This is a genomic window from Neolewinella marina, from assembly GCF_002631205.1.
Classification (GTDB): domain Bacteria; phylum Bacteroidota; class Bacteroidia; order Chitinophagales; family Saprospiraceae; genus Neolewinella; species Neolewinella marina.
Genome location: NZ_PDLO01000001.1, coordinates 149137 through 167884, shown reverse-complemented (window position 1 = coordinate 167884; position 18748 = coordinate 149137). Strand labels below are relative to the sequence as shown.

The following is an 18748-nucleotide window of genomic DNA, read 5'->3' as shown; positions in this document are numbered from 1 at the left end:
TTTGCGGCAAGGTACGGTTGCTCAGGCCGACTGGTCGACGGCCACCTTGTAGGTAGGGTCATCCACCACGTTCACCTCAATGATGGCCCCGGCCTTGTTCAGCAGCCGGCGGCAGTCGGGGCTCAGGTGCTTGAGGTGTACGGTTTTACCGACCTTGTTGTAGCGTTCCGTGAGCTTGTTCAGGGCCTCGATGGCGGACATATCCACCACCCGGCTCTCCGCGAAATCAATCACGATCTCCTGAGGGTCTCCAAGGACATCAAATTTCTCGTTGAATACGGCCACCGAACCAAAGAACAGCGGGCCGTAGATCTCGTAGTGCTTCACGCCGTGCTCATCGATGTGCTTGCGGGCCCGGATCCGCTTGGCACTCTCCCAGGCAAAACGCAGGGCGGCGATGATCACGCCGACGATGACGGCCAGGGCCAGGTTGTGCAGGAAGATGGTAACCAGGGTCACGAGAACCATGACCAGCAGGTCCGACTTGGGCATCTTGCCGAAAGTGCGCAGGCTGGCCCACTCAAAAGTGCCTACCGCCACCATGATCATCAGTCCCGTTAGGGCGGCCATCGGGACGAGCTCGATGAGGCTGCTGCCAAACATGATGAAGACCAGCAGCATCACCGCCGCAACGATGCCCGACAACCGCGCGCGGGCACCGGCGCTGATGTTGATCAGGCTCTGGCCCAGCATGGCGCAGCCGCCCATCCCGGAGAAAAAGCCCGAGAGGATGTTGGCCGTACCCTGAGCTACGGCTTCCTTGTTGCCGCGCCCGCGGGTTTCTGTGATCTCGTCGATGATGTTCAGGGTAAGCAGGCTCTCGATCAGTCCCACGCCGGCTACGATGAGGGCGTAGGGGAAGATGATCTGGAGGGTCTCGAAGGAAACCGGGATCTGGGGGATGTGGAAGGGCGGGAACCCACCCGAGATGCTGGCCAGGTCGCCCACCGTCTTGGTGTCAATGCCGAAGGCGGCCACGATACCGAAGACGGTCAGGATAGCCACCAGAGAAGCCGGAACGGCCTTGGTGAGTTTGGGCAGGCCCCAAATGATGAGCATCGTAAGCAATACTAAACCGCCGAAGAGGTAAAGCGGGGTACCGGAAAGCCAGGCGCCGGTTTCTCCGTTGCGGAACTGGTCGAGTTGCGACATGAAGATGATGATCGCCAGGCCGTTTACGAAGCCGAAAATGGCGGGGTGGGGAACCAGCCGCATGAGCTTGCCCAACCGCAATACGCCGGCGGCTACCTGAATCAGTCCCGCCAGGATCACCGTGGCAAAAATGTACTCGATGCCGTGGCTCTGGGCCAGGGACACGATCACCACCGCCACGGCACCCGTCGCGCCACTGATCATTCCCGGGCGGCCACCGAGGATGGCCGTCACAATGCCCATCACGAAGGCGGCGTAGAGGCCGGTCAGCGGAGGCAGCCCCGCAAGGAAAGCGAAGGCTACGGCTTCCGGCACGAGTGCCAGGGCAACCGTAAGGCCCGACAGGATCTCGATCCGGTAGTTTACCTTCTGGTTGAAGTCAAAGAGGTTGATGATCTTTTCCATGAGGAGAATGGTGGCTTGTCCCACGACCCGCGGTCATGAGGTAGTGGAATTTTCATGTTTGATCGACAGCCCCCCGGCTAAGAAGCCGCAAAGATAACGGAAAATCGCTGCCGGAGGGCCGGTTTCGCTACGGCTGTTGCTTTTTCGGACCGTCCCCCCCGGGCGTTCTTATCTTCGCGCCGCAAAAGCGTACCCCATGCCCGACAACGGAAACATCATCATCACCGTCATCGACCGCCACGGCGAAGCCCACGAACTGGAGGCTCCGACGGATATGAACATGAACGTGATGGAAGTCTGCAAAGCCTACGAACTGCCGGTCAAAGGCACCTGCGGCGGCATGGCCCTGTGCAGCACCTGCCACTGTTACATCCTTTCGGATACGGAGCTCCCGGAAATGAAGGACGACGAAGAGGATATGCTCGACCAGGCCTTCTTCGTGGAAGACAACTCCCGACTGGGATGTCAGCTGCGCATCACCGAGGAAATCGACGGCCTGCGCATCCAGCTGGCCCCCGAAGCGGAAGAATAATTTGAAAAACTTTCAGCGAACTTTTGTGTTTTCAAAAGTGCTTGTATATTTGCAGCCCGTTACGATGGTAACGTGGTAAAAATTAACATCGCGGGGTGGAGCAGTTGGTAGCTCGTCGGGCTCATAACCCGAAGGTCGCAAGTTCGAGTCTTGCCCCCGCTACAAGGTGAAAGCCGTTACGAACCCCGGTTCGTGACGGCTTTTTTTATGCCCCAAACCCAGTGGTCACTGCCGCCGGGACGGCTGCGTGGGCGGTCCCAACCGCCCACGCAGCCGCTGCCCTCCTCGCAGTAGGGGAGCCACCGATCATCCGCGGGTTATTGGCCCCCGCCCCCAGATTTCTTGCGCTTGAAGGGATTGAACTTCTCCAGCTCCTTTTTCACTTCGTCCACGGCATCCTTGCCCACGTTTGGCAGCTTGAGGCTGTCGGCGGCCGTCGCCGTGGAATCCCGTTTGATGCCCAGTGCGCCTTTGAGTCGTTCGGCGGCCTGGGCCTCCAGTTGCCGGGCCTGGGTATTGGCCTGGGCCGCCAGGCTGTCGCGGAAGGTCTGGGCGCGGGTCTCGGCCATGCCCCGCAGGGAATCGGTCCGGGAGCTAAGTTCCTCGTTGAGGCGGTCGCGGACGGCGTTCACCGCGGTTTCGCCAAGGGTGGGCTGTCCAGATCCCCCCGCTGTGCCGAGCAGGTCGATGCCGGCGCGGGGATTGGACATGGTGCCGGTCAGGGCGATGTTCAGGTTCAGGGTGTCGGAGGGCGACAGGTTAAGGCCCAATTTGCTCGCCTGCCCGGCCAGTTTGTCCAGGGCGCCCAGAGCGGTGCCCGCCACCAGGTTGCCTGCGATCAGGGCGCGGGGGACGGCCGCCCGCAGCCGGTAATCCATGTCAGAGTCCAGCCCGTGGGTTCCACCCAGGGTCATATTGATGCCCGCCAACTGGAAGGAGAACGGATCTACCGTCACTTTGCCGTCATTGACGGAGAAGGCGGCGATGATGTCCTTCAGGGTGGCGTTGTTCTTCAGTTCATTTACGTTCAGGGCGGTGCCGATAACCTGCAGGGGCTTGAAGGACGCAATGCGGGCCTGGGCGGTGCGCAGCAATCCCTTGGCGTCGATGGTGGATAGCTGTGGCAGGAGGTCATCCCCCAGTCGCCCTTCCATGACCAGCTCTGAGCTGAAGTTGCCCGAAATGAATTTGCCCACCGGAGCCAGGATCGAAAAGGTGTTCAGGGCGCTGAAGGCCTGGCTGAAGTCAAGGTTCTTCAGGTCGTAGGCGAAGCGGAAAATGGGTTGATCCCCCTCCGCGGTATCGTAGGCGCCATTGAAGCCCATGGCGCCGCCCAGGAGGTTGGCGCGGCCGTCCTGGAACACGATGGCCCCGTCGCGGACGACCAGTTTGCCGGCCACGTCGTTCATGGTCAGGTCGGTGTACTGCACCCGGTCGGCGGCGACGTTCACCGCCAGGTTGATGTTGCGGGGGACGGGGATCGCCGCGGAAGCTTCGGAGCTGGCCTGGGCGGTTGCCGTGGATGCATCCTCGCTCATGAAGTCGTTTACGTTGAAGAAGCCGGACCGCAGGTCGAGGTTGCCGGTCAGGACGCCCTCCCCAAAGGTGTAGTCGAAGAGGTTGTTGATCGTACCCGAGGCGGTGAAGGAACTCTCGTCCAGGGTGGCGGCCGCGGTACGAATGTCGAGGCGGTTGGGTTTTACGTTGCCCACGACGCGCAGGTCGGTAGGGCGGTAGGTGCCGTAGTCGAGGGCTGCGATCTCGGCATCGATGTCGAAGTCAAAGCGATCGAAGACCTCGGCCTGCCGGGTGGTGTCCTGGCCAGCGTGTAGCTCCGCGGGACTGGTGGCCGTGGTTTCAGCGGTGGCCGGGGTCCATTCTTCGGCGTCAAAGTAGTTGGAGCGGACCGTGAGCGTGCCACGCATGGTTTGCTCCGGGCTGAAATAGGCCAGGATATTGTCGATCCGCCCGGAAGCCGAAAAGTCGCTGCGACCAAAAGTGGCGGTAAACTGCTGGAGGTCTACGAATTGGGGACTGAATTCCGCCCGCGCCTGGGCAATCCGCACGGGCGGCGAATCTTCGGCGTCGTAAACCAGGTTGCTGATGAGGAGGTTGCCGGCCAGTTTTACCTCCGCGTAGCGTCCGGCGTCCAGGGCGCTCTGCCGCACGCCGTCGGCGGTAATGTCGGCTACGATGCGCCCGGCGAGTTCGCTCACGCCTTCCAGGGGGATGGCCGACGCCCACTTGTCCAGGTCCAGGGTGCCCTGCAGCCGGGCATCCACGTTGGGGTCGGAGAGGGGAGTAGCCAGGCGGAAGCTGCCGCGGAAGGGGTCGCCGCCCAGGGTGAAGTTGAACCGCGGCAGGGCCACCACCAGCCGGTCGAGGTCGGCGGCGGGACTGTTTACCTCCAGGGCGGCGTCGATGCCGGTGATGCCCACGGGGCGACCCGGGTACTGGACGCTGCCGTTGGATACTTCGCTGTTGACGGTGAAGGCGGGGTAGGTTTCCGTTTCGCCGTTGTAGGCACCATTCACCGTGCCCTGAAGGGTAAAGGTTCCGGAAGTTTGGACGCGTTCGTAGCCCTCAGTGTAGGCGCTGGGGATGAGGCTCCACAGTTGGCGGAAGTCGTTGGCCGGGGCGCGGTAGGCGAGGTCGAAGAGTATGTCATCGTTATCCTCCAGGTCGATGCTGCCCTCCATGACCAGCGCCAGTTCGTTCAGGGTAACGTTGGCGTCGGTGAAGGTGTAGCGGAAATTATCGGCGTCAACGTTGACCGTACCGCCGGCGGTCATTTTGACTTCATCCAGGTAAGTCATGCCCCCCTGCTGCAGGGTAAAGGCATCGGCCCGGGCCTGGGTGATCACGTCAAACACGGAGGCGGTAAAGTCCCCCTCTCCGGTGGCGTTGAGGCCGGTTAGCTTTACGTAAGTTTCCGTGGTACGATCGTCGTAGACCAGCCTACCGTCGTTTATCTCGAAGTAATCCAGGGTAATCAGCGCCTGGCTTTCCTCCCCGGTTTCGGCACCCGCGGTTTCCGCCTCCGGAACGATAAGGTAATTGGCCAGCTCGGGCGTAAGCACCAGCAGGTTGACGTCGGGGCGGTCAAGCTGAACGGCGTCGATGTTGTAGTTGCCGTCGCCGGCGATGACCGACCAGAAACCCAGATCGATCCGCGCCTGCTCACCGCTGACGAGGGGGAGGCCCGCAAAGGTGTCGATGCCCACAATGTGGTACTGGTCGACGGTCAGGGCGATATCGGGGAAGCTGCGCAAGAAACTCACGTTCGCGTCCGCGAAATCTACTTCCGCCTCGAGGGACTCGTTCAGGGCCGACTTCACGTTGGCCACGATTTCATCTTTAAAAATGACGGGAGCCAGGAAGAGCACGCCTATCACAACTACGAGAAAGATGGCTAGGCCGATGAGGATACGCTTGGCGAGGGTCATAATGCTGGGTTTAAACGAAAACGCTTCAGGACCGGGCCGGTTGGCCCGCTGTTGTGGTAATGCCTTACCTTACGCCACCATTTTTGTTCAGAAAACACCAGATCACGCCCATGACCGTTGCCGGTATCGACTACACCCTCATTGATTCCCAGGATGGCCTGGATTCTTTCTTCGAACAGTGCGCAGGCATCCAGTGGATGGGCTTCGACACCGAATTCATCGGCGAAAAGCGCTACCAGACCCTGCTGTGCCTGATCCAGATCAGTACCCGCGACGGATACTTCCTCCTGGATCCGATCAAGGTCACCGACCTGACGCCCTTCCTGCGACTGCTCGAGAACCCCGACATCGTCAAGATCACCCACGCGGGCGACAACGACTACCGGCTGCTGTACCGGGCCTACGGCACGATTCCGGCCAATGTCTTCGATACCCAGGTCGCGGCCGCCTTCTGTGGCCACCGGTACCCAACGAGCTTCGCCAAGCTGGTGGAGGCCGAAGTAGGGGAGAAGGTGGGCAAGGGCTACGCCGTCACCGACTGGGCCAAGCGGCCGATGAGCGAAAAGCAGATCAAGTACGCCCTGACCGACGTCCTTTACCTGCGGGAACTCTACGATACCATCACCGGCAAATTGAAGGCCAACGGACGCCTGGACTGGGCCCTGGAGGAATGCGCCCTCATGACCGAAGAAGACTACTACTACCGCGACCCGAACCACGAGCTGCTCAACAGCAACATCGCCCGCTCCAGCCGTACCCAGGAACGGGTATTCCTGCTCCGGTTATTTGAGTGGCGGCGCGCCCAGGCCGAAAAGAAGAATTACAGCAAGGAGATGATCCTCTCCAGCAAGATCATCGGACAGCTCGTCCGCGGCGTCAAGGGCGGCAAGCAGAGCATGCAGGAGAATCGCCGCCTGCCCGGCAAGACGGTGAGCCGCTACGGCGACCTCTTCGTGGAGATGTACGAAAAGCCCGCCACCCCCGAGGAGCTCAAAATCGTGAAGGGCATCCAGCGCAGTACCCAGGACGACGAGGAGGACGACATGATCGTCGAACTGCTCTACCTGCTGATGAAGTATCGCGCCAACGAGGCTGACATCAGCCATGCCCTGGTGATGCCCCGCAACGCCATCCGACGGATGAAGCAGGACGAATCCGTCCGCAAGTCCATCCTCGGTTCCGGCTGGCGGCGGGAATTGCTGGGTGAAGACTTCGTCGACTGGCTCAAGAACTTCGATAACCTACAGCTCCGGATCGAGGGCGGCAAGATCAGCCTGACGCACTAGCCGCGCTCCTCCAGGGCCGCGTAAATCGCCAGGAGACGGGCTTCTTCCCGTTCCCAGCACAGTTCCCGGGCGGCCGCACGGCAGTTCTCCCGCAGTTGGTCATAGGCTGCAGGAGCATCCCATAGTTGGCGTATTCGGGCGGCGAGCGCGGGTGCCGTGAGTTCCTCCAGCAGCACAAAGCAGTGGTACCGTTCGTGCAGCGCCCGGTATTCCGGGTAGTCCATTTGCACACTTGGCAAACCAGCCTGTAGGTAATCCAGGCTCTTGTTCGCCAGACTGTAATAATAACTGGGACTGCTGCCCTCCAACAGGTTGAGGCCCAGCCAGGACTGCTTTGTCAATTCGGGCAACTCCTCCGGGGGGCGGAAACCTGCAAACCAGACTCGATCGGCCACGCCCTCGCGCTCAGCGAGGGCTTCCAGCCGCCCCCGCTCGGGCCCCGAACCCACGATCCACAACCGGCAGTCGGGCAGCAGGGGAAGGGCACCGATGGCCTGTTCCAGTCCCCGTCCGGGATTCAGCATGCCTTGGTAAAGGATTACTCCTCCAGTATTTTCCGAAAACGAATCCGCTTGCTTTTGTGGCAGGTTCCGGATCACCTCGAAGGGCCGCCCGTAGTCTTTTTCCAGGGCTTCCGCCAGTTTGGGCCCGACGGTGTAGCGGGCGTCGGTGAATGGGACCAGGGCCCGCCCCAGACCGCGCCAGAATCCGCGTACCAGGGGGCGGTGGTATACTTCCGGGGTCTCGCTGAACCACTCGTGGGCATCATAGACCAGCTTGCGGCTGATGCCCGCCAGGATTACGCCGGCCGGGAGGGTGTCCAGGTCCGCTGCGCAGATGACGTCGAAGTCCCACCGGCGCAGCTGCCCCCACAGGCGGAGGTTGTATTCGACATAGAATCGTTTGCCGCGCAGGGTGCGACAACTGATCCGGTGCTGTTGGTAGGGACGGGGGGTGAGGGGGGGGCTGTTGGGCAGTACCCGTCCGACCAGGGTAACGGTATGCCCGGCGGCCTGCAGACTGCCGCAGATGCGGTGCATCCGCTGGTCGTGGGAGAGGTCGTTGGTGACGGTGCAGATGATCCTCAAGGCAGGCGTAGGCTATCGGCCTGCTTGACGAGCAGTCCTTCATTGATGAGATCCTGCAGGATGCCGGAGATTTCCGGCTGGGCCAGGGTGGGGAAGGCCTTCAGCAGTTCGGGAACGGACAAGTTGCCCCGGGCGGTCAGCAGTTCGGTGACCCTGGAGAGGACCTGCCGGCAGTCCGGCGGCGGAATTTTGCGGCGGCGGCACACGTCGCACAGTCCGCATTCGGGGGCTTCGGATTCCCCGAAGTAGTGCAGCAGCCGCTGCGACCGACACTGGTCGTCCCTTTCGCAGTAGCCGATCATGGTGTCGATGCGGTGGCGGGCGCGGTCCCTCAGAAAGCGGTACTGCCGCTCGTCGATGCGGAGGTTGTCGGGGTCGATGCGCTCCTCGACGAATACGAGCTGGGGCCCGGAGCGCTCGGGGGTGTAGTCAATGATGCCTTCCCCCTTCATCTTCAGGAAGGTACGCCGCAGTTCCTCCAGGCTTATTTTAAGGAAGTTCGCCAGGGCGCCCTCCCGCAGCTGGACGGGATTTAGAAAGGCGCCCTGGGTGGTCCGCAGGATGGACTTGACCAGTTTGTTGGTCTGGGGGTGCTTGATCTGGTAGTCGTAGAGTCTTTCCTTGCCGATGAGGAACTGCAACTGCGCCGGCTGCTCAATATCGTCGGTGAGCATTACGTAGCCCGCCTGTTCCAGGGCCTTCAGTCCGCTGTAGGCCTGGCGGACGTCGAAGCCGAAGCGCTTGCCGAAGCTGCCGAGATCGAAATCGTACACCTCTCCCTTGCCACCGCCAACGGCCAGCTGGAGGTAACTGCCCAGGGCCCGGTACAGGCGTTTGATCTCAGGAATAGGTGGGTAGCTCGCCTCCCAGTGCTGGATCAGCCGCTCCCCGTCGGAGGAGTGGTAGAGCATGACGCCGTAGGCTGGCTTACCATCGCGGCCGCCGCGGCCGGCCTCCTGGAAGTAGGCTTCCGGACTGTCCGGCGGGCCGTAGTGGATGACCGTCCGGACGTCGGGCTTGTCGATCCCCATCCCGAAGGCGTTGGTGGCCACCATGACCCTCAGCCGCCCCTCTAGCCAGGCCTCCTGTCGCTTGTCCTTCTCCTCTCCTTCAAGGCCCGCGTGGTAGGCCGCCGCCGGAATGCCCCGGCGGGTGAGCTTGTGGGCGATTTCCTTGGTGAGGCCACGACTGCGTACGTAGACGATGGCCGTCCCCTTTACACCGTTCAGCACCTCCAGGAGTTGCTGCTCCTTGCTGGCGGGCCGGCGGACCACGTAGGCGAGGTTCTCCCGGGAAAAGCTCTGCTGGAACAGGTCGCGTCGGGCCCGGAACTCGAGCTTTTCCTGGATGTCCTCCACCACGGTGGGGGTGGCCGTAGCCGTGACGGCAATGAAGGGGACGGTGGGGTGGAGTTCCCTCAGCTCGGCGATGCGCAGGTAGGGGGGGCGGAAGTCGTAGCCCCACTGGCTGATGCAGTGCGCCTCATCCACGGCTACCAGGGCCAGCGGCATCCGCCGGATCCGTTCGCGGGCCAGGTCGGTGAGCAACCGCTCGGGGCTAAGGTACAGGAACTTCGTGTTGCCGTACACCGCATTGTCGAGGACGCGATCGATGTCGGCGTTGCGCATGCCGCTGTAGACGGCGTCCGCCACAATGCCCCGCTTCCGCAACTGCCGCACCTGGTCCTTCATCAGGGCAATGAGGGGAGAAACGACCAGGGTAACTCCTTCCAGCATCAATCCCGGCACCTGGAAACAGATGCTTTTCCCCCCGCCGGTGGGCAGGAGCGCCAGGGTGTCCTGCCCCTGGAGCACACTGTCGATGATGTCCGCCTGCAGGGGGCGGAAGGCGGGGTAGCCCCAGTATTGTTGCAGAATGTCGGTGGGCGTGGGCATGGCGGGTGTTCCTCCGCCGGAAGCGGGGACTGTGGTGGTAAAAATAGGAAACCGCGGGGCGGCAGGGCCGGCGGCCTTCCGCTACCTTGTGTCCATGAAAATTCTGCTCCCCCTCCTGGCCCTGGCCTCCTGCCTCTTCGGTTGTGGCCCCGTGCCCTCTGAGTCGTCGGTCCCCCAGGCCCATGGTTACGTAACGACCGCCGACAGCGCGCGGCTGCTGTCCTTCGAGCCACTGTCATCGACCGAGTCGGGAAGTGACGAAGGGCACCGGATCGTCCTGGAGCCCGACCGCAGCTTCCAGGCGATGCAGGGCTTCGGCTTTACCCTTACCGGGGGCAGCGCCGAACTCATCCACGCCCTACCCACCGACCAACGCCGGGAGTTGCTGCAGGAATTGTTCGGCCGTACCGGAGCGGCCATCGGCATCAGCTACCTCCGCCTCAGCCTGGGCGCTTCCGACCTGGACGCGGAGGTTTTCTCTTACAATGACCTTCCCGCCGGACAGACGGATCCGGAGATGGTACATTTTTCGCTGGACCCCGATCGCCGCCACCTCATTCCTGTACTTAAAGAGATTCTGGAGGTCAATCCAGCTATCCGGTTGATGGCCTCACCCTGGTCGCCGCCGGTGTGGATGAAGGATAACGGCAGCTCGAAGGGCGGGAGCTTGTTGCCCCGGCATTATCCGGCTTACGCCCGCTACTTCGTGCGCTACGTTCGGGAGATGGCGGCGGAGGGAATAACCATCGACGCCGTCACCGTGCAGAATGAACCCCTTCATCCCGGCAACAACCCAAGCCTGCTGATGGAGGCCGAAGCCCAGGCGACCTTCGTCGGGGAACACCTGGGACCCGCCTTCGCCGCCGCCGGTCTCGACACCCGTATCGTGATCTACGACCACAACGCCGACCGGCCGGATTATCCCCTGACGGTGCTGGCCGACGATCGGGCCCGCCCCTACGTGGACGGATCCGCCTTCCACCTCTAAGGCGGGGAGATCGGGAACCTGACCCAGGTGCACGAGGCCTATCCCGACAAACACCTGTACTTTACCGAGCAGTGGATCGGTGCCCCCGGCGACTTCGCGGGCGACCTGAAATGGCACGTACGAGAACTCCTCATCGGTGCCCCCCGCAACTGGTGCGAAACGGTACTGGAATGGAACCTCGCCGCCGACGCCAACCAGGATCCCCACACCGAGGGCGGCTGCACCCGCTGCCTGGGTGCCCTGACCATCGACGGGCAGCGCGTCCACCGGAATACGGCCTACTACGTCATTGCCCACGCCAGCCGCTTCGTGCCGCCGGCATCGGTACGGATCGCCTCCTCGGAACCGGAAATCCTGCCCAACGTAGCCTACCGTACCCCGTCGGGGGAGGTGGTGGTGATCGTCCTGAACAACGGGGAAGGGGAGGAGGAATTCACCCTGGATCTCGGCGACCGGCAGCTGGCCACCCGGTTGCCGGCCGGCGCAGTAGCTACCTACGTATTACCCGGAACTGGCGGCTGATCCGGCACCCGCGCTCCGCCGCCGGACCTACCATTTGCGGCGCTCCAGACTGATGACGGTCAGCAGGATGAAGAAGGCGGTAAGGCTGAGAAAATAGATGACGTCGCGGCTGTCGATGAGCCCACGGCCCAGGCTGCGGAAGTGCTCCTGCATACCGAGGCTGGCGATGAAGACGTCACCGTTGCCGTAAAAAACCGGGAGGGAAGCCAGATAGTCAAACCCGAAGTAGAACCAGAAGGTCAGGGCCAGCGCCAGTAGAAATCCCACGATCTGGTTGCGGGTGAGCGAACTGGCCAGGAGCCCGATCGCCACGAAAGCCATGCTGAGGAACAGCAGTCCCAGGTAGCTGCCGATGGTGCCCCCGGCGTCGATGTTTCCCGCCGGTGCGCCGAGTTGGTAGATGGTATAGTAGTACAGCGCGGTGGGCAACAGGGCGATAACCACCAGGGTGAGGCAGGCCAGGAACTTGCCCATGACGATCTCGACGTCGCGCAGGGGGCGGGTGACCAGCAACTCGATGGCCCCGGTCTGCCGCTCCTCGGCGAAGGCGCGCATACAAATGGCCGGAATGAGGAAGAGGAGGATGTTGGGGGCCAGGGTGAAGAAGGGACCCAGAGTGGCGTAGCCGTAGTTGAGCAGGCTCGTGTCCGGGAAAACGAACAGAAACAGCCCGGTGACGACCAGGAAGACCGCAATGACGACGTAGCCGATCAGGCTGGAAAAAAAGGCGTTGATCTCCTTGCGGAAAATGGCGGTCATGCTAGCGGTTGGCTTGGGGTGGGGGGAGCAATAACGGATGTCGCTTGTTATAAATTTCCAGGGCCCGCCGCAGTTTGGCGTCCGAGTCGTCGGCCAGTTGTTCCAGGGCACTTTCCAGGTCGGATTCCCCGGTCACCAGTCGCTGCACGGTAGCCCGGTCCAGGGGAAGCCGTTCGCCGGTGGTCATGTCGACCACCCGGTGGACGGTCCGCCGCTGGTCGCGCTCCACCCAGCCTTCGCGGAAGGGTGTCCCCGTGGCCGGGTTGTAGGCTTTCATCAAGCGGCGCAGGTGGACGGTGGTGTCGTAGGTAACGGTACTGAAGCGGCCCACGACCTGCAGGCCGGCAAATTCGTGAAACCCCCGGCGGGCATCGTGCTCCACGAAGAGGTAGGCTTCCCCTTCAAGGGCTACGGCGTAGGGAGTTTCGGATGGTTTATCGGCGCCGGCTGAGCGCAGGTGGAAGCCGTCGATCTGCAGCCGGTGGTCCTCGGGGAGCTGTACCATTTCACCCCCGACGTCGGCCCAGCCGATTTCCGGTGCGTTGGCCAGCAGGGTGGCGTGCGACAGGTAGACGCCATCCGCAAACCGGAAGGCGGCGTCGAGCGGTCTTTCAGACTGACCGGCCAGGAAACAGGGGAGCAGCAGCAGTATCCACCTCATGGGGCAAAGGTAAGATTATCCCGCGGCGGTCAGGGCGCGGAACACTTCCTCCACACTCAGCGCCTCCACGTTGAGCCCCAGCAGCACGAGGTTATTGTCCACCGCAAAGTGGAATACCTCCGGGCGGGGATCGCTGCCGGCGCTCAGCAGCAGGCGGTAGCTGTGGAGTTCCTTGGTGGGAACTACCTGGTCCACTCCCTTGATGCGCAGCAGCTTGTCGGCTTCCACCTGACGGTCGAACTGAACCAGCAGCGACCGGCTGCCGCTCAATCGGCGCTGGAGCCGGTCGATGGGGTCGTCGGCCACCACCTTGCCCCGATCGATAATGATTACCCGGTCGCAGATGGCCTGGACCTCCTGCATGATGTGGGTGCTGAAGACCACGGTCTTTTCCTTGCCCAGTTCCTGGATCAGCCGCCGGATCTCGGCGAGCTGGTTGGGGTCCAGTCCGCTGGTGGGCTCGTCGAGGATCAGCACCTGGGGGTCGTGGAGCAGGGCCTGGGCCAGGCCTACCCGCTGGCGGTAGCCCTTGGAGAGGGCGCTAATCTGCTTGTTGGCTTCCCGCCCCAGACCGGTAAGCTCGATGAGCTCCGCAATGCGTTCCCGGGGTCGGGAAATCCGGTGGGTGGCCGCCGCGAAGGCGAGGTATTCCCTGACGTACATGTCCGGGTAGAGGGGATTGTGTTCCGGCAGGTAACCCACCCGCTTGCGTACCTCCAGGCTGTCGGTCTCGACGTTGTACCCGCAGACTTCCGCCGTGCCGCTCGACTGACTCAGGTAGCAGGTCAGGATCTTCATCGTCGTGGTCTTGCCCGCGCCGTTGGGGCCCAGGAAGCCCAACACCTCCCCGGGCCGGGCCGTGAAGCTGAGGTCGTCTACCGCCCGCTGTTCACCGTATAGCTTGGTCAGGTTGGAAACGGTTATGGACATGGGTAGGAAGATTTGAATTGGGGAGCGCTTAACGTCCGTCGGAGGTAGCGAAGCGGGGCAAAATAACGAAAGTTGGTCGGCACGCCCGGGCTGTCGCTCAGTATCCGATGTGAAACAGGGCGTCGCCCTGGCTCACCACCGCGGAGTTGGTATGGCCGATGATGAACCCGGTGCGGGGGGAAAGGATCCGCTTGTTGGGGCGCACGCCGTGGGGGTCGTGGATGACGCCGATGGGCTCTCCCTTGCGCACGGGGTAGCCGCTGCGCTTGCTCCACTGGAAAAGCCCGGCGCGGCCAGCGCGGACCCAGCTGCTGGCGGACAGCCCGATGGGCTCCCGGTCGGTGAGGCTGTTCACCGGCCGCTTCAGCATATCGCGGGCGTACAGCAACCGCTTGATTCCGGCCAAGCCCTCCTGGATGCTGGGGCCGTCGTAGCGCAGGTTTTCTCCGCCTTCGTAGGTCAGTACGCTCAGCCCCAGGGTTTTGAAGGCGGATCTCCGCAGTGATTTCGAGGGGGCCTTGGCCGACAGGATCACCGGTGGGTTGAACTGGCGGGCGGCGGCCTCCGCGGTGGGATCGTCGGGGGAGTAGCGAATCTGGGGGTAGTTGAAGAGGCCCCGCCCCCCGGTGTGGAAGTCCACCGCCAGGTCGCAGTGGGCCAGCAGGTTCTTGCTCAATCCGGCGGCGATGCGGCTGGCCAGTGATCCGGTGTTACTGCCCGGGAAACTCCGGTTGACGTCCTTTCCGTCGGGGACGTCGCGGCTGAAGTTGTTGAAGCCGTAGACGTTCAGCAGGGGGACCACCACCACCGTGCCCGCGATCAGGTGTTCAAACAGCTTGACGCGGAGGCCGCGGCGCAGGATCTCCACCCCGTTGATCTCGTCGCCGTGGACCCCCGCCAGAAAGAGGATGGTGGGGCCGGGCCGGAAGCTCCGGAATACGTGGGCCCTGATGGAGACGGGGTTACCGCTGGGCAACTGGCCCGCTACCAGTTCAACGGTGCCCGATTGACCGGGATAGAATTCGCCGTTGGCCAGCGAGAGGGGAGAGATCGTACTCATACTTTTTGTTCTGCATACCGGATGATGGCCGCGGCAATATCCACCTTGGTGGCCCCCTCGATGCCTTCCAGACCGGGGCTGGCGTTAACCTCCATGACCAGGGGGCCCCGGTGACTGCGGATGAGGTCCACCCCGGCTACTTCCACGCCGATGGTACGGGCAGTAAGTAGCACAAGCTCCCTTTCGGACTCGCTGAGGTCAATCCGCTCCGCGGAGGCGCCCCGGTGAATATTGGCCCGGAACTCCCCCGGTGCCGCCCGCCGCTCCATGGCCGCCACGATGGTATCGCCCACCACGAAGGCCCGCTGGTCGGCCCCCTTGCTTTCGCGGATGTACTCCTGCAGCACGACACGGTCCTGCAGTTGCAGGAAGCCCTCCACCAGCCGGTCGAGTTGGTGGAGGTTGTGGGCCAGGGCCACGCCTACGCCGTGGGTACTCTCGAGCAGCTTGACGACAATGGGGAAGGGCCCCATTTTAGGAGCAATCCGCCGGGCTTCCCAGGTGGAGAAACACAGCACCGTGCGGGGCACGTCGATACCCGCCCCGGCCAGCCGCTGCAGGCAGCTCATCTTGTCGCGGGCGAGCAGGAGGCCGTCCGCCGAAAGGATGTGGGGAACGCCGAGGGCGTCCAGTTGGCGGATCAGGGATACCCCCCGGGAAGTGATGTTGGCCCCAATGCGGGGAATGGCCACTTCCGGCAGCCGGAGCGGGCTGCCATTGTGCAGGATGCTGGTTTTCTTGCCCGCCAGGATGGGGCTGCAGAGGGCGTGATCCACTACCTCCATATCGTGACCGAGGCCCTCGCCGGCCTCCATCAGTCGTCGGGTGCTGTACAGGCCGGGGCCGCGAGAGAATACCGTCATCCGCATGCGGCAAAGGTAATCGGTTGTTTGGGCTTTGCTTTTCTATCCAATAATGAGCCAGGGTGTGCCCGGGCCAGGCGCTCAAGGCAGATCGTTACCCTGCAATAAAGCCCAAGCCGTTTTAGGGAACGAAGCACTGGAAAACAGCGCCAATTGCGGGTCACACGGGTAAGTGCTAATCAGCGCTAAGTTCCCTTTTTTTCTATCTTTCGGTCTATCCGACCTTTCTCCCTCACATGACCTTTCAGGTAATTTCTCCCCGCCGCTTCCGCAACCTCGGGGCGTCGGGCGCGGGTGCCCGGGGGCGCAGGAAGGCCGAATAGCATGACCAATCAACCCTTGATGCAGACCCTGACCGCGGAAACTTTCTTTGCCGGTGAAGCCGACCGCGTTCTGCTCGATGTCCGCAGTCCCGGCGAATACGCCAGGGGGCACGCCCCGGGGGCCGTCAACCTTCCCCTGTTCTCCGACGCGGAGCGGGCCGAGGTGGGCACCCTGTACAAGCAGGAAAGCCCCGATGCGGCCCTGCTGCGCGGCCTGGAGATCGCCGGTGGGAAGATGCGGCAACTGGTAGAATCGGCCCGCGCCGCAGCTCCCCAGGGGCGGGTGGTGGTGCAGTGCTGGCGCGGCGGACAGCGGAGCGGCAGCGTAGCCTGGCTGCTCGAAAAGGCCGGCATGGACGTACGCCAACTGGCCGGCGGGTACAAGGCCTACCGCGCCTTTGTCCGCTCGTGGCTCGCCACCGAACGCCACCCCCTCCGGGTAATCAGCGGACCCACCGGGTCGGGCAAGACACGGGTCCTCCACGCCCTGGCGGCGGCTGGCGAATCCATCATCGACCTGGAAGGGCTGGCCAATCACAAGGGGTCTTCCTTCGGGGCGCTCGGAGAAGCTCCCCAACCAACTACTGAATCCTTCGAAAATCTCCTCTTCGCGGCCCTGCGGCGCATCCCCCCGGGGCGCACCGTGTGGGTGGAGGATGAGAGTCGGATGATCGGTATCGTTTGCCAGCCCGACGCCTTCTACGACCGGCTGGTGGCCGCGCCGGTCATTGAATTGGAACAACCCGAGGAATGGCGGGTAGCCAACCTGGTCCGCGACTACGCGGGCTACCAACCCGAGGACCTGGCCGCCGCCTTCACCCGGCTGCGCAAAAGATTGGGTGGCCAACACCTGCAAGCCGCCCTGAAGGCCCTGGAGCAACAGGACTTTCCTACCGCCGCCCGCATCGCCCTGGTGTACTACGACAAGACCTACGCCCACTACGCCGCCCGCAAGGGCGCCGGGGAAGTAACCCGCCTCACCCTCCAGGATCCCGATCCCGCAGTGACGGCCCGCCAAATCCTCAACCTCGCATGAAGCAGCTCGTCCGCGGCATCGACGCCCTGGTGGCCGGCATCGGGCGGGCGGCCTCCCTGCTGAACATCCTGCTCATCATTCTGGTGGTGGTGGACGTCCTCCTGCGGTGGTTCTTTTCCCTCACCGCCGCCTGGGTAATCGAACTGGAGTGGCACCTCTTCTCCCTCATTTTCCTGCTCGGCATACCCTATGCCCTGCAGCAGGATCGCCACGTGCGGGTGGACCTCTTCTACGAGAAGTTCAGTCCCGCCGACAAGCGGCTGGTCAACCTGGTGGGCGGACTGATCTTTCTCCTGCCGTGGGCCGTGGTTCTGCTGTATTTCAGTACACAGTACGCCTACGAATCCTGGCTGTCGGCCGAGGGCAGCCCCAACCCCAACGGCATTCCCCGCTACTTTCCCATCAAGGCGGTGGTTCCCTTTTCCGCGGCCCTGCTTATTCTGCAGGGACTGGCCGAATGCTACCGGGCGGCCACGGACACCACCCCCCAACCCGAGGAATCGTGAGCCTGGCGGTACTGGCACTCATCCTCTTCGTCAGCATTTTCCTGCTGGTGCTCTACGGTTACCCGGTGGCCTTTACCCTCGGGGGACTGAGCCTGCTCTATGCCCTCTGTTTCCTCGACTTTAACGTGCTGAGCCTGCTGCCGAACCGGATCATGGGGGTGATGGATAACTCCGTCCTGCTGGCGGTGCCCCTCTTCGTCTTCATGGGCATCATGCTGGAAAAGAGCGGACTGGCGGAGCGGATGCTCAACAGCATGGCCAGCCTGTTCGGACGGGTCAGGGGCGGCATGGCCGTTTCCGTGGTCATCGTAGGCGCGCTGCTTGCGGCCTCAACGGGGATCGTCGGGGCCACCGTCATCACCATGGGGCTCATCAGCCTGCCGCCAATGCTCCGGAAGGGCTATCCACCCACGGTGGCTACCGGGGTCATCGCGGCCTCGGGGACCCTCGGACAGATCATTCCTCCCTCGGTGGTGCTGGTATTGCTGGGCAGCGTCCTCCAGGTGAGCGTCGGGGGGCTTTTCCGCGCCGCCCTCTATCCCAGTCTGCTGCTGGTGGCGGCCTACATCGTGTATTTGCTTGGCCTGGGCGTGTTGCGTCCCCGCTCTTTCCCGCGCACCGAATCCGGCCCCGCCTGGGACCGCGCGCTGGTCATCAAGGTGCTGCAGAGCCTGTTCCTGCCCCTGCTGCTCATCGTGGCCGTGCTGGGGAGCATTTTGGTGGGGCTGGCCAGTCCGACCGAAGCGGCGGGGGTCGGGGCCGCGGGTGCCGTACTGCTGACGTGGAGCCAGGGTCGGCTGGACTGGCCCGTTACCCGCGCCGTGTGCCGCGATACTTCCCACCTGACCAGCATGGTGTTCATGATCCTGTTGGGGGCGACCACCTTTTCGCTGGTGTTCCGAGAATTGGGGGGCGACCGTTTCCTGGTCAGCCTGATCGAACGCAGCGACCTGCCGGAGTATCAGTTCCTGGCCCTGGTCATGGTGGTGGTTTTCGTGGCGGGTTTCTTCATCGATTTCATTGAGATCGTCTTCATCATCGTACCCGTGGTCACTCCGGTATTCGTGGCCTACGGCACAGACCTCATCTGGCTGGGTATCCTCCTGGGCATCAACCTGCAGACGAGCTTCCTGTCGCCGCCTTTCGGCTTTGCCCTGTTTTACCTGAAGGGGGTAGCGCCCCCGGAGGTGACCACCGGCCACCTGTACCGGGGCATTGTGCCCTTTCTAATCATTCAGATTATTCTGCTGGCGGTAGTAGTCTTTTTCCCGGAGTGGCTGGGGGTACGGTAGCCGA

At 62.9% G+C, this 18748-nt stretch carries 16 protein-coding genes and 1 tRNA gene; 8 read left to right on the top strand and 9 right to left on the bottom strand.

Annotation, left to right across the window (positions count from 1 at the left end):
• Window positions 1-21: 21 nt before the first annotated feature.
• Window positions 22-1557, bottom strand: a complete 1536-nt coding sequence (locus tag CGL56_RS00660) for a SulP family inorganic anion transporter (protein WP_099105483.1) — start codon at window positions 1555-1557, stop codon at window positions 22-24.
• Window positions 1558-1753: 196 nt separating this feature from the next.
• Here CGL56_RS00660 and CGL56_RS00655 point away from each other — a divergent pair, with 196 nt between their 5' ends.
• Both CGL56_RS00655 and CGL56_RS00650 read left to right on the top strand, forming a co-directional pair.
• A complete protein-coding gene (locus tag CGL56_RS00655) occupies window positions 1754-2089 on the top strand; it encodes a 2Fe-2S iron-sulfur cluster-binding protein (protein ID WP_099104574.1) in 336 nt (111 codons plus the stop codon).
• An 89-nt stretch (window positions 2090-2178) separates the two neighbouring features.
• Window positions 2179-2251, top strand: a tRNA-Met gene (locus CGL56_RS00650).
• 155 nt (window positions 2252-2406) lie between these two features.
• Here the strand turns inward: CGL56_RS00650 and CGL56_RS00645 are convergent.
• Window positions 2407-5535 carry an AsmA family protein gene (locus CGL56_RS00645; RefSeq protein ID WP_099104573.1) on the bottom strand — a complete coding sequence of 1043 codons (3129 nt, stop codon included), beginning with the start codon at window positions 5533-5535 and terminating at the stop codon, window positions 2407-2409.
• A gap of 83 nt (window positions 5536-5618) precedes the next feature.
• Here CGL56_RS00645 and CGL56_RS00640 point away from each other — a divergent pair, with 83 nt between their 5' ends.
• On the top strand, window positions 5619-6821 hold the full coding sequence (locus tag CGL56_RS00640; RefSeq protein WP_245183950.1) for a ribonuclease D: 1203 nt from the start codon (window positions 5619-5621) through the stop codon (window positions 6819-6821).
• On the opposite strand, the gene CGL56_RS00635 is transcribed toward CGL56_RS00640, so the two are convergent.
• Together CGL56_RS00635 and CGL56_RS00630 are read right to left on the bottom strand one after the other, a co-directional pair.
• On the bottom strand, window positions 6818-7909 hold the full coding sequence (locus tag CGL56_RS00635; protein ID WP_099104572.1) for a glycosyltransferase family 4 protein: 1092 nt from the start codon (window positions 7907-7909) through the stop codon (window positions 6818-6820). The genes CGL56_RS00640 and CGL56_RS00635 overlap by 4 nt on opposite strands.
• On the bottom strand, window positions 7906-9804 hold the full coding sequence (locus tag CGL56_RS00630; RefSeq protein ID WP_099104571.1) for a RecQ family ATP-dependent DNA helicase: 1899 nt from the start codon (window positions 9802-9804) through the stop codon (window positions 7906-7908). Before CGL56_RS00630 ends, CGL56_RS00635 begins: the two co-directional genes overlap by 4 nt.
• Window positions 9805-9898: 94 nt before the next feature.
• Between CGL56_RS00630 and CGL56_RS18320 the strand changes: the two genes are divergently transcribed.
• Together CGL56_RS18320 and CGL56_RS18315 are read left to right on the top strand one after the other, a co-directional pair.
• On the top strand, window positions 9899-10792 hold the full coding sequence (locus tag CGL56_RS18320) for a glycoside hydrolase family 30 protein (RefSeq protein ID WP_209280269.1): 894 nt from the start codon (window positions 9899-9901) through the stop codon (window positions 10790-10792).
• A 27-nt stretch (window positions 10793-10819) separates the two neighbouring features.
• Window positions 10820-11314 (top strand): glycoside hydrolase family 30 beta sandwich domain-containing protein, encoded by a 495-nt coding sequence (locus CGL56_RS18315; RefSeq protein WP_209280270.1) that lies wholly within the window; start codon window positions 10820-10822, stop codon window positions 11312-11314.
• Window positions 11315-11341: 27 nt separating this feature from the next.
• Here CGL56_RS18315 and gldF read toward each other — a convergent pair whose 3' ends face one another.
• The 5 genes from gldF to CGL56_RS00600 form a co-directional block, all read right to left on the bottom strand.
• Window positions 11342-12073, bottom strand: a complete 732-nt coding sequence (gene gldF, locus CGL56_RS00620) for a gliding motility-associated ABC transporter permease subunit GldF (protein WP_099104570.1) — start codon at window positions 12071-12073, stop codon at window positions 11342-11344.
• A 1-nt stretch (window position 12074) separates the two neighbouring features.
• Window positions 12075-12734 carry a hypothetical protein gene (locus CGL56_RS00615; protein WP_099104569.1) on the bottom strand — a complete coding sequence of 220 codons (660 nt, stop codon included), beginning with the start codon at window positions 12732-12734 and terminating at the stop codon, window positions 12075-12077.
• 15 nt (window positions 12735-12749) lie between these two features.
• Window positions 12750-13664, bottom strand: coding sequence for a gliding motility-associated ABC transporter ATP-binding subunit GldA (gene gldA / locus CGL56_RS00610; RefSeq protein ID WP_099104568.1), 915 nt, complete (start codon window positions 13662-13664; stop codon window positions 12750-12752).
• Between the two features lie 97 nt (window positions 13665-13761).
• The gene (locus tag CGL56_RS00605; protein WP_099104567.1) at window positions 13762-14724 is read right to left on the bottom strand and encodes a succinylglutamate desuccinylase/aspartoacylase family protein; all 963 of its coding nucleotides are present in this window, start codon (window positions 14722-14724) and stop codon (window positions 13762-13764) included.
• Complete coding sequence (locus CGL56_RS00600; protein ID WP_167641538.1) at window positions 14721-15587, bottom strand: ATP-grasp domain-containing protein; 867 nt, start codon at window positions 15585-15587, stop codon at window positions 14721-14723. The genes CGL56_RS00605 and CGL56_RS00600 overlap by 4 nt, the downstream gene beginning before the upstream one ends.
• A 342-nt stretch (window positions 15588-15929) precedes the next feature.
• Here CGL56_RS00600 and mnmH point away from each other — a divergent pair, with 342 nt between their 5' ends.
• The 3 genes from mnmH to CGL56_RS00585 are packed head-to-tail and all read left to right on the top strand — an operon-like array spanning window position 15930 to window position 18744.
• Entirely contained in the window at window positions 15930-16946 is a 1017-nt protein-coding gene (gene mnmH, locus CGL56_RS00595) for a tRNA 2-selenouridine(34) synthase MnmH (protein ID WP_099104565.1), read from the top strand.
• Window positions 16943-17452 carry a TRAP transporter small permease subunit gene (locus tag CGL56_RS00590; RefSeq protein WP_245183951.1) on the top strand — a complete coding sequence of 170 codons (510 nt, stop codon included), beginning with the start codon at window positions 16943-16945 and terminating at the stop codon, window positions 17450-17452. The genes mnmH and CGL56_RS00590 overlap by 4 nt, the downstream gene beginning before the upstream one ends.
• Window positions 17449-18744 (top strand): TRAP transporter large permease, encoded by a 1296-nt coding sequence (locus CGL56_RS00585; protein WP_099104564.1) that lies wholly within the window; start codon window positions 17449-17451, stop codon window positions 18742-18744. The genes CGL56_RS00590 and CGL56_RS00585 overlap by 4 nt, the downstream gene beginning before the upstream one ends.
• The last annotated feature ends 4 nt before the right edge of the window (window positions 18745-18748 follow it).

Bases quoted from the DNA above. Each gene is read 5' to 3' on its own strand.
- CGL56_RS00660 (WP_099105483.1), bottom strand. From the start codon at position 1,557: ATGGAAAAGATCATCAACCTCTTTGACTTCAACCAGAAGGTAAACTAC.
- CGL56_RS00655 (WP_099104574.1), top strand. From the start codon at position 1,754: ATGCCCGACAACGGAAACATCATCATCACCGTCATCGACCGCCACGGC.
- CGL56_RS00645 (WP_099104573.1), bottom strand. From the start codon at position 5,535: ATGACCCTCGCCAAGCGTATCCTCATCGGCCTAGCCATCTTTCTCGTA.
- CGL56_RS00630 (WP_099104571.1), bottom strand. From the start codon at position 9,804: ATGCCCACGCCCACCGACATTCTGCAACAATACTGGGGCTACCCCGCC.
- CGL56_RS18320 (WP_209280269.1), top strand. From the start codon at position 9,899: ATGAAAATTCTGCTCCCCCTCCTGGCCCTGGCCTCCTGCCTCTTCGGT.
- gldF (WP_099104570.1), bottom strand. From the start codon at position 12,073: ATGACCGCCATTTTCCGCAAGGAGATCAACGCCTTTTTTTCCAGCCTG.
- CGL56_RS00615 (WP_099104569.1), bottom strand. From the start codon at position 12,734: ATGAGGTGGATACTGCTGCTGCTCCCCTGTTTCCTGGCCGGTCAGTCT.
- gldA (WP_099104568.1), bottom strand. From the start codon at position 13,664: ATGTCCATAACCGTTTCCAACCTGACCAAGCTATACGGTGAACAGCGG.
- CGL56_RS00605 (WP_099104567.1), bottom strand. From the start codon at position 14,724: ATGAGTACGATCTCTCCCCTCTCGCTGGCCAACGGCGAATTCTATCCC.
- CGL56_RS00600 (WP_167641538.1), bottom strand. From the start codon at position 15,587: ATGACGGTATTCTCTCGCGGCCCCGGCCTGTACAGCACCCGACGACTG.
- mnmH (WP_099104565.1), top strand. From the start codon at position 15,930: ATGCAGACCCTGACCGCGGAAACTTTCTTTGCCGGTGAAGCCGACCGC.
- CGL56_RS00590 (WP_245183951.1), top strand. From the start codon at position 16,943: ATGAAGCAGCTCGTCCGCGGCATCGACGCCCTGGTGGCCGGCATCGGG.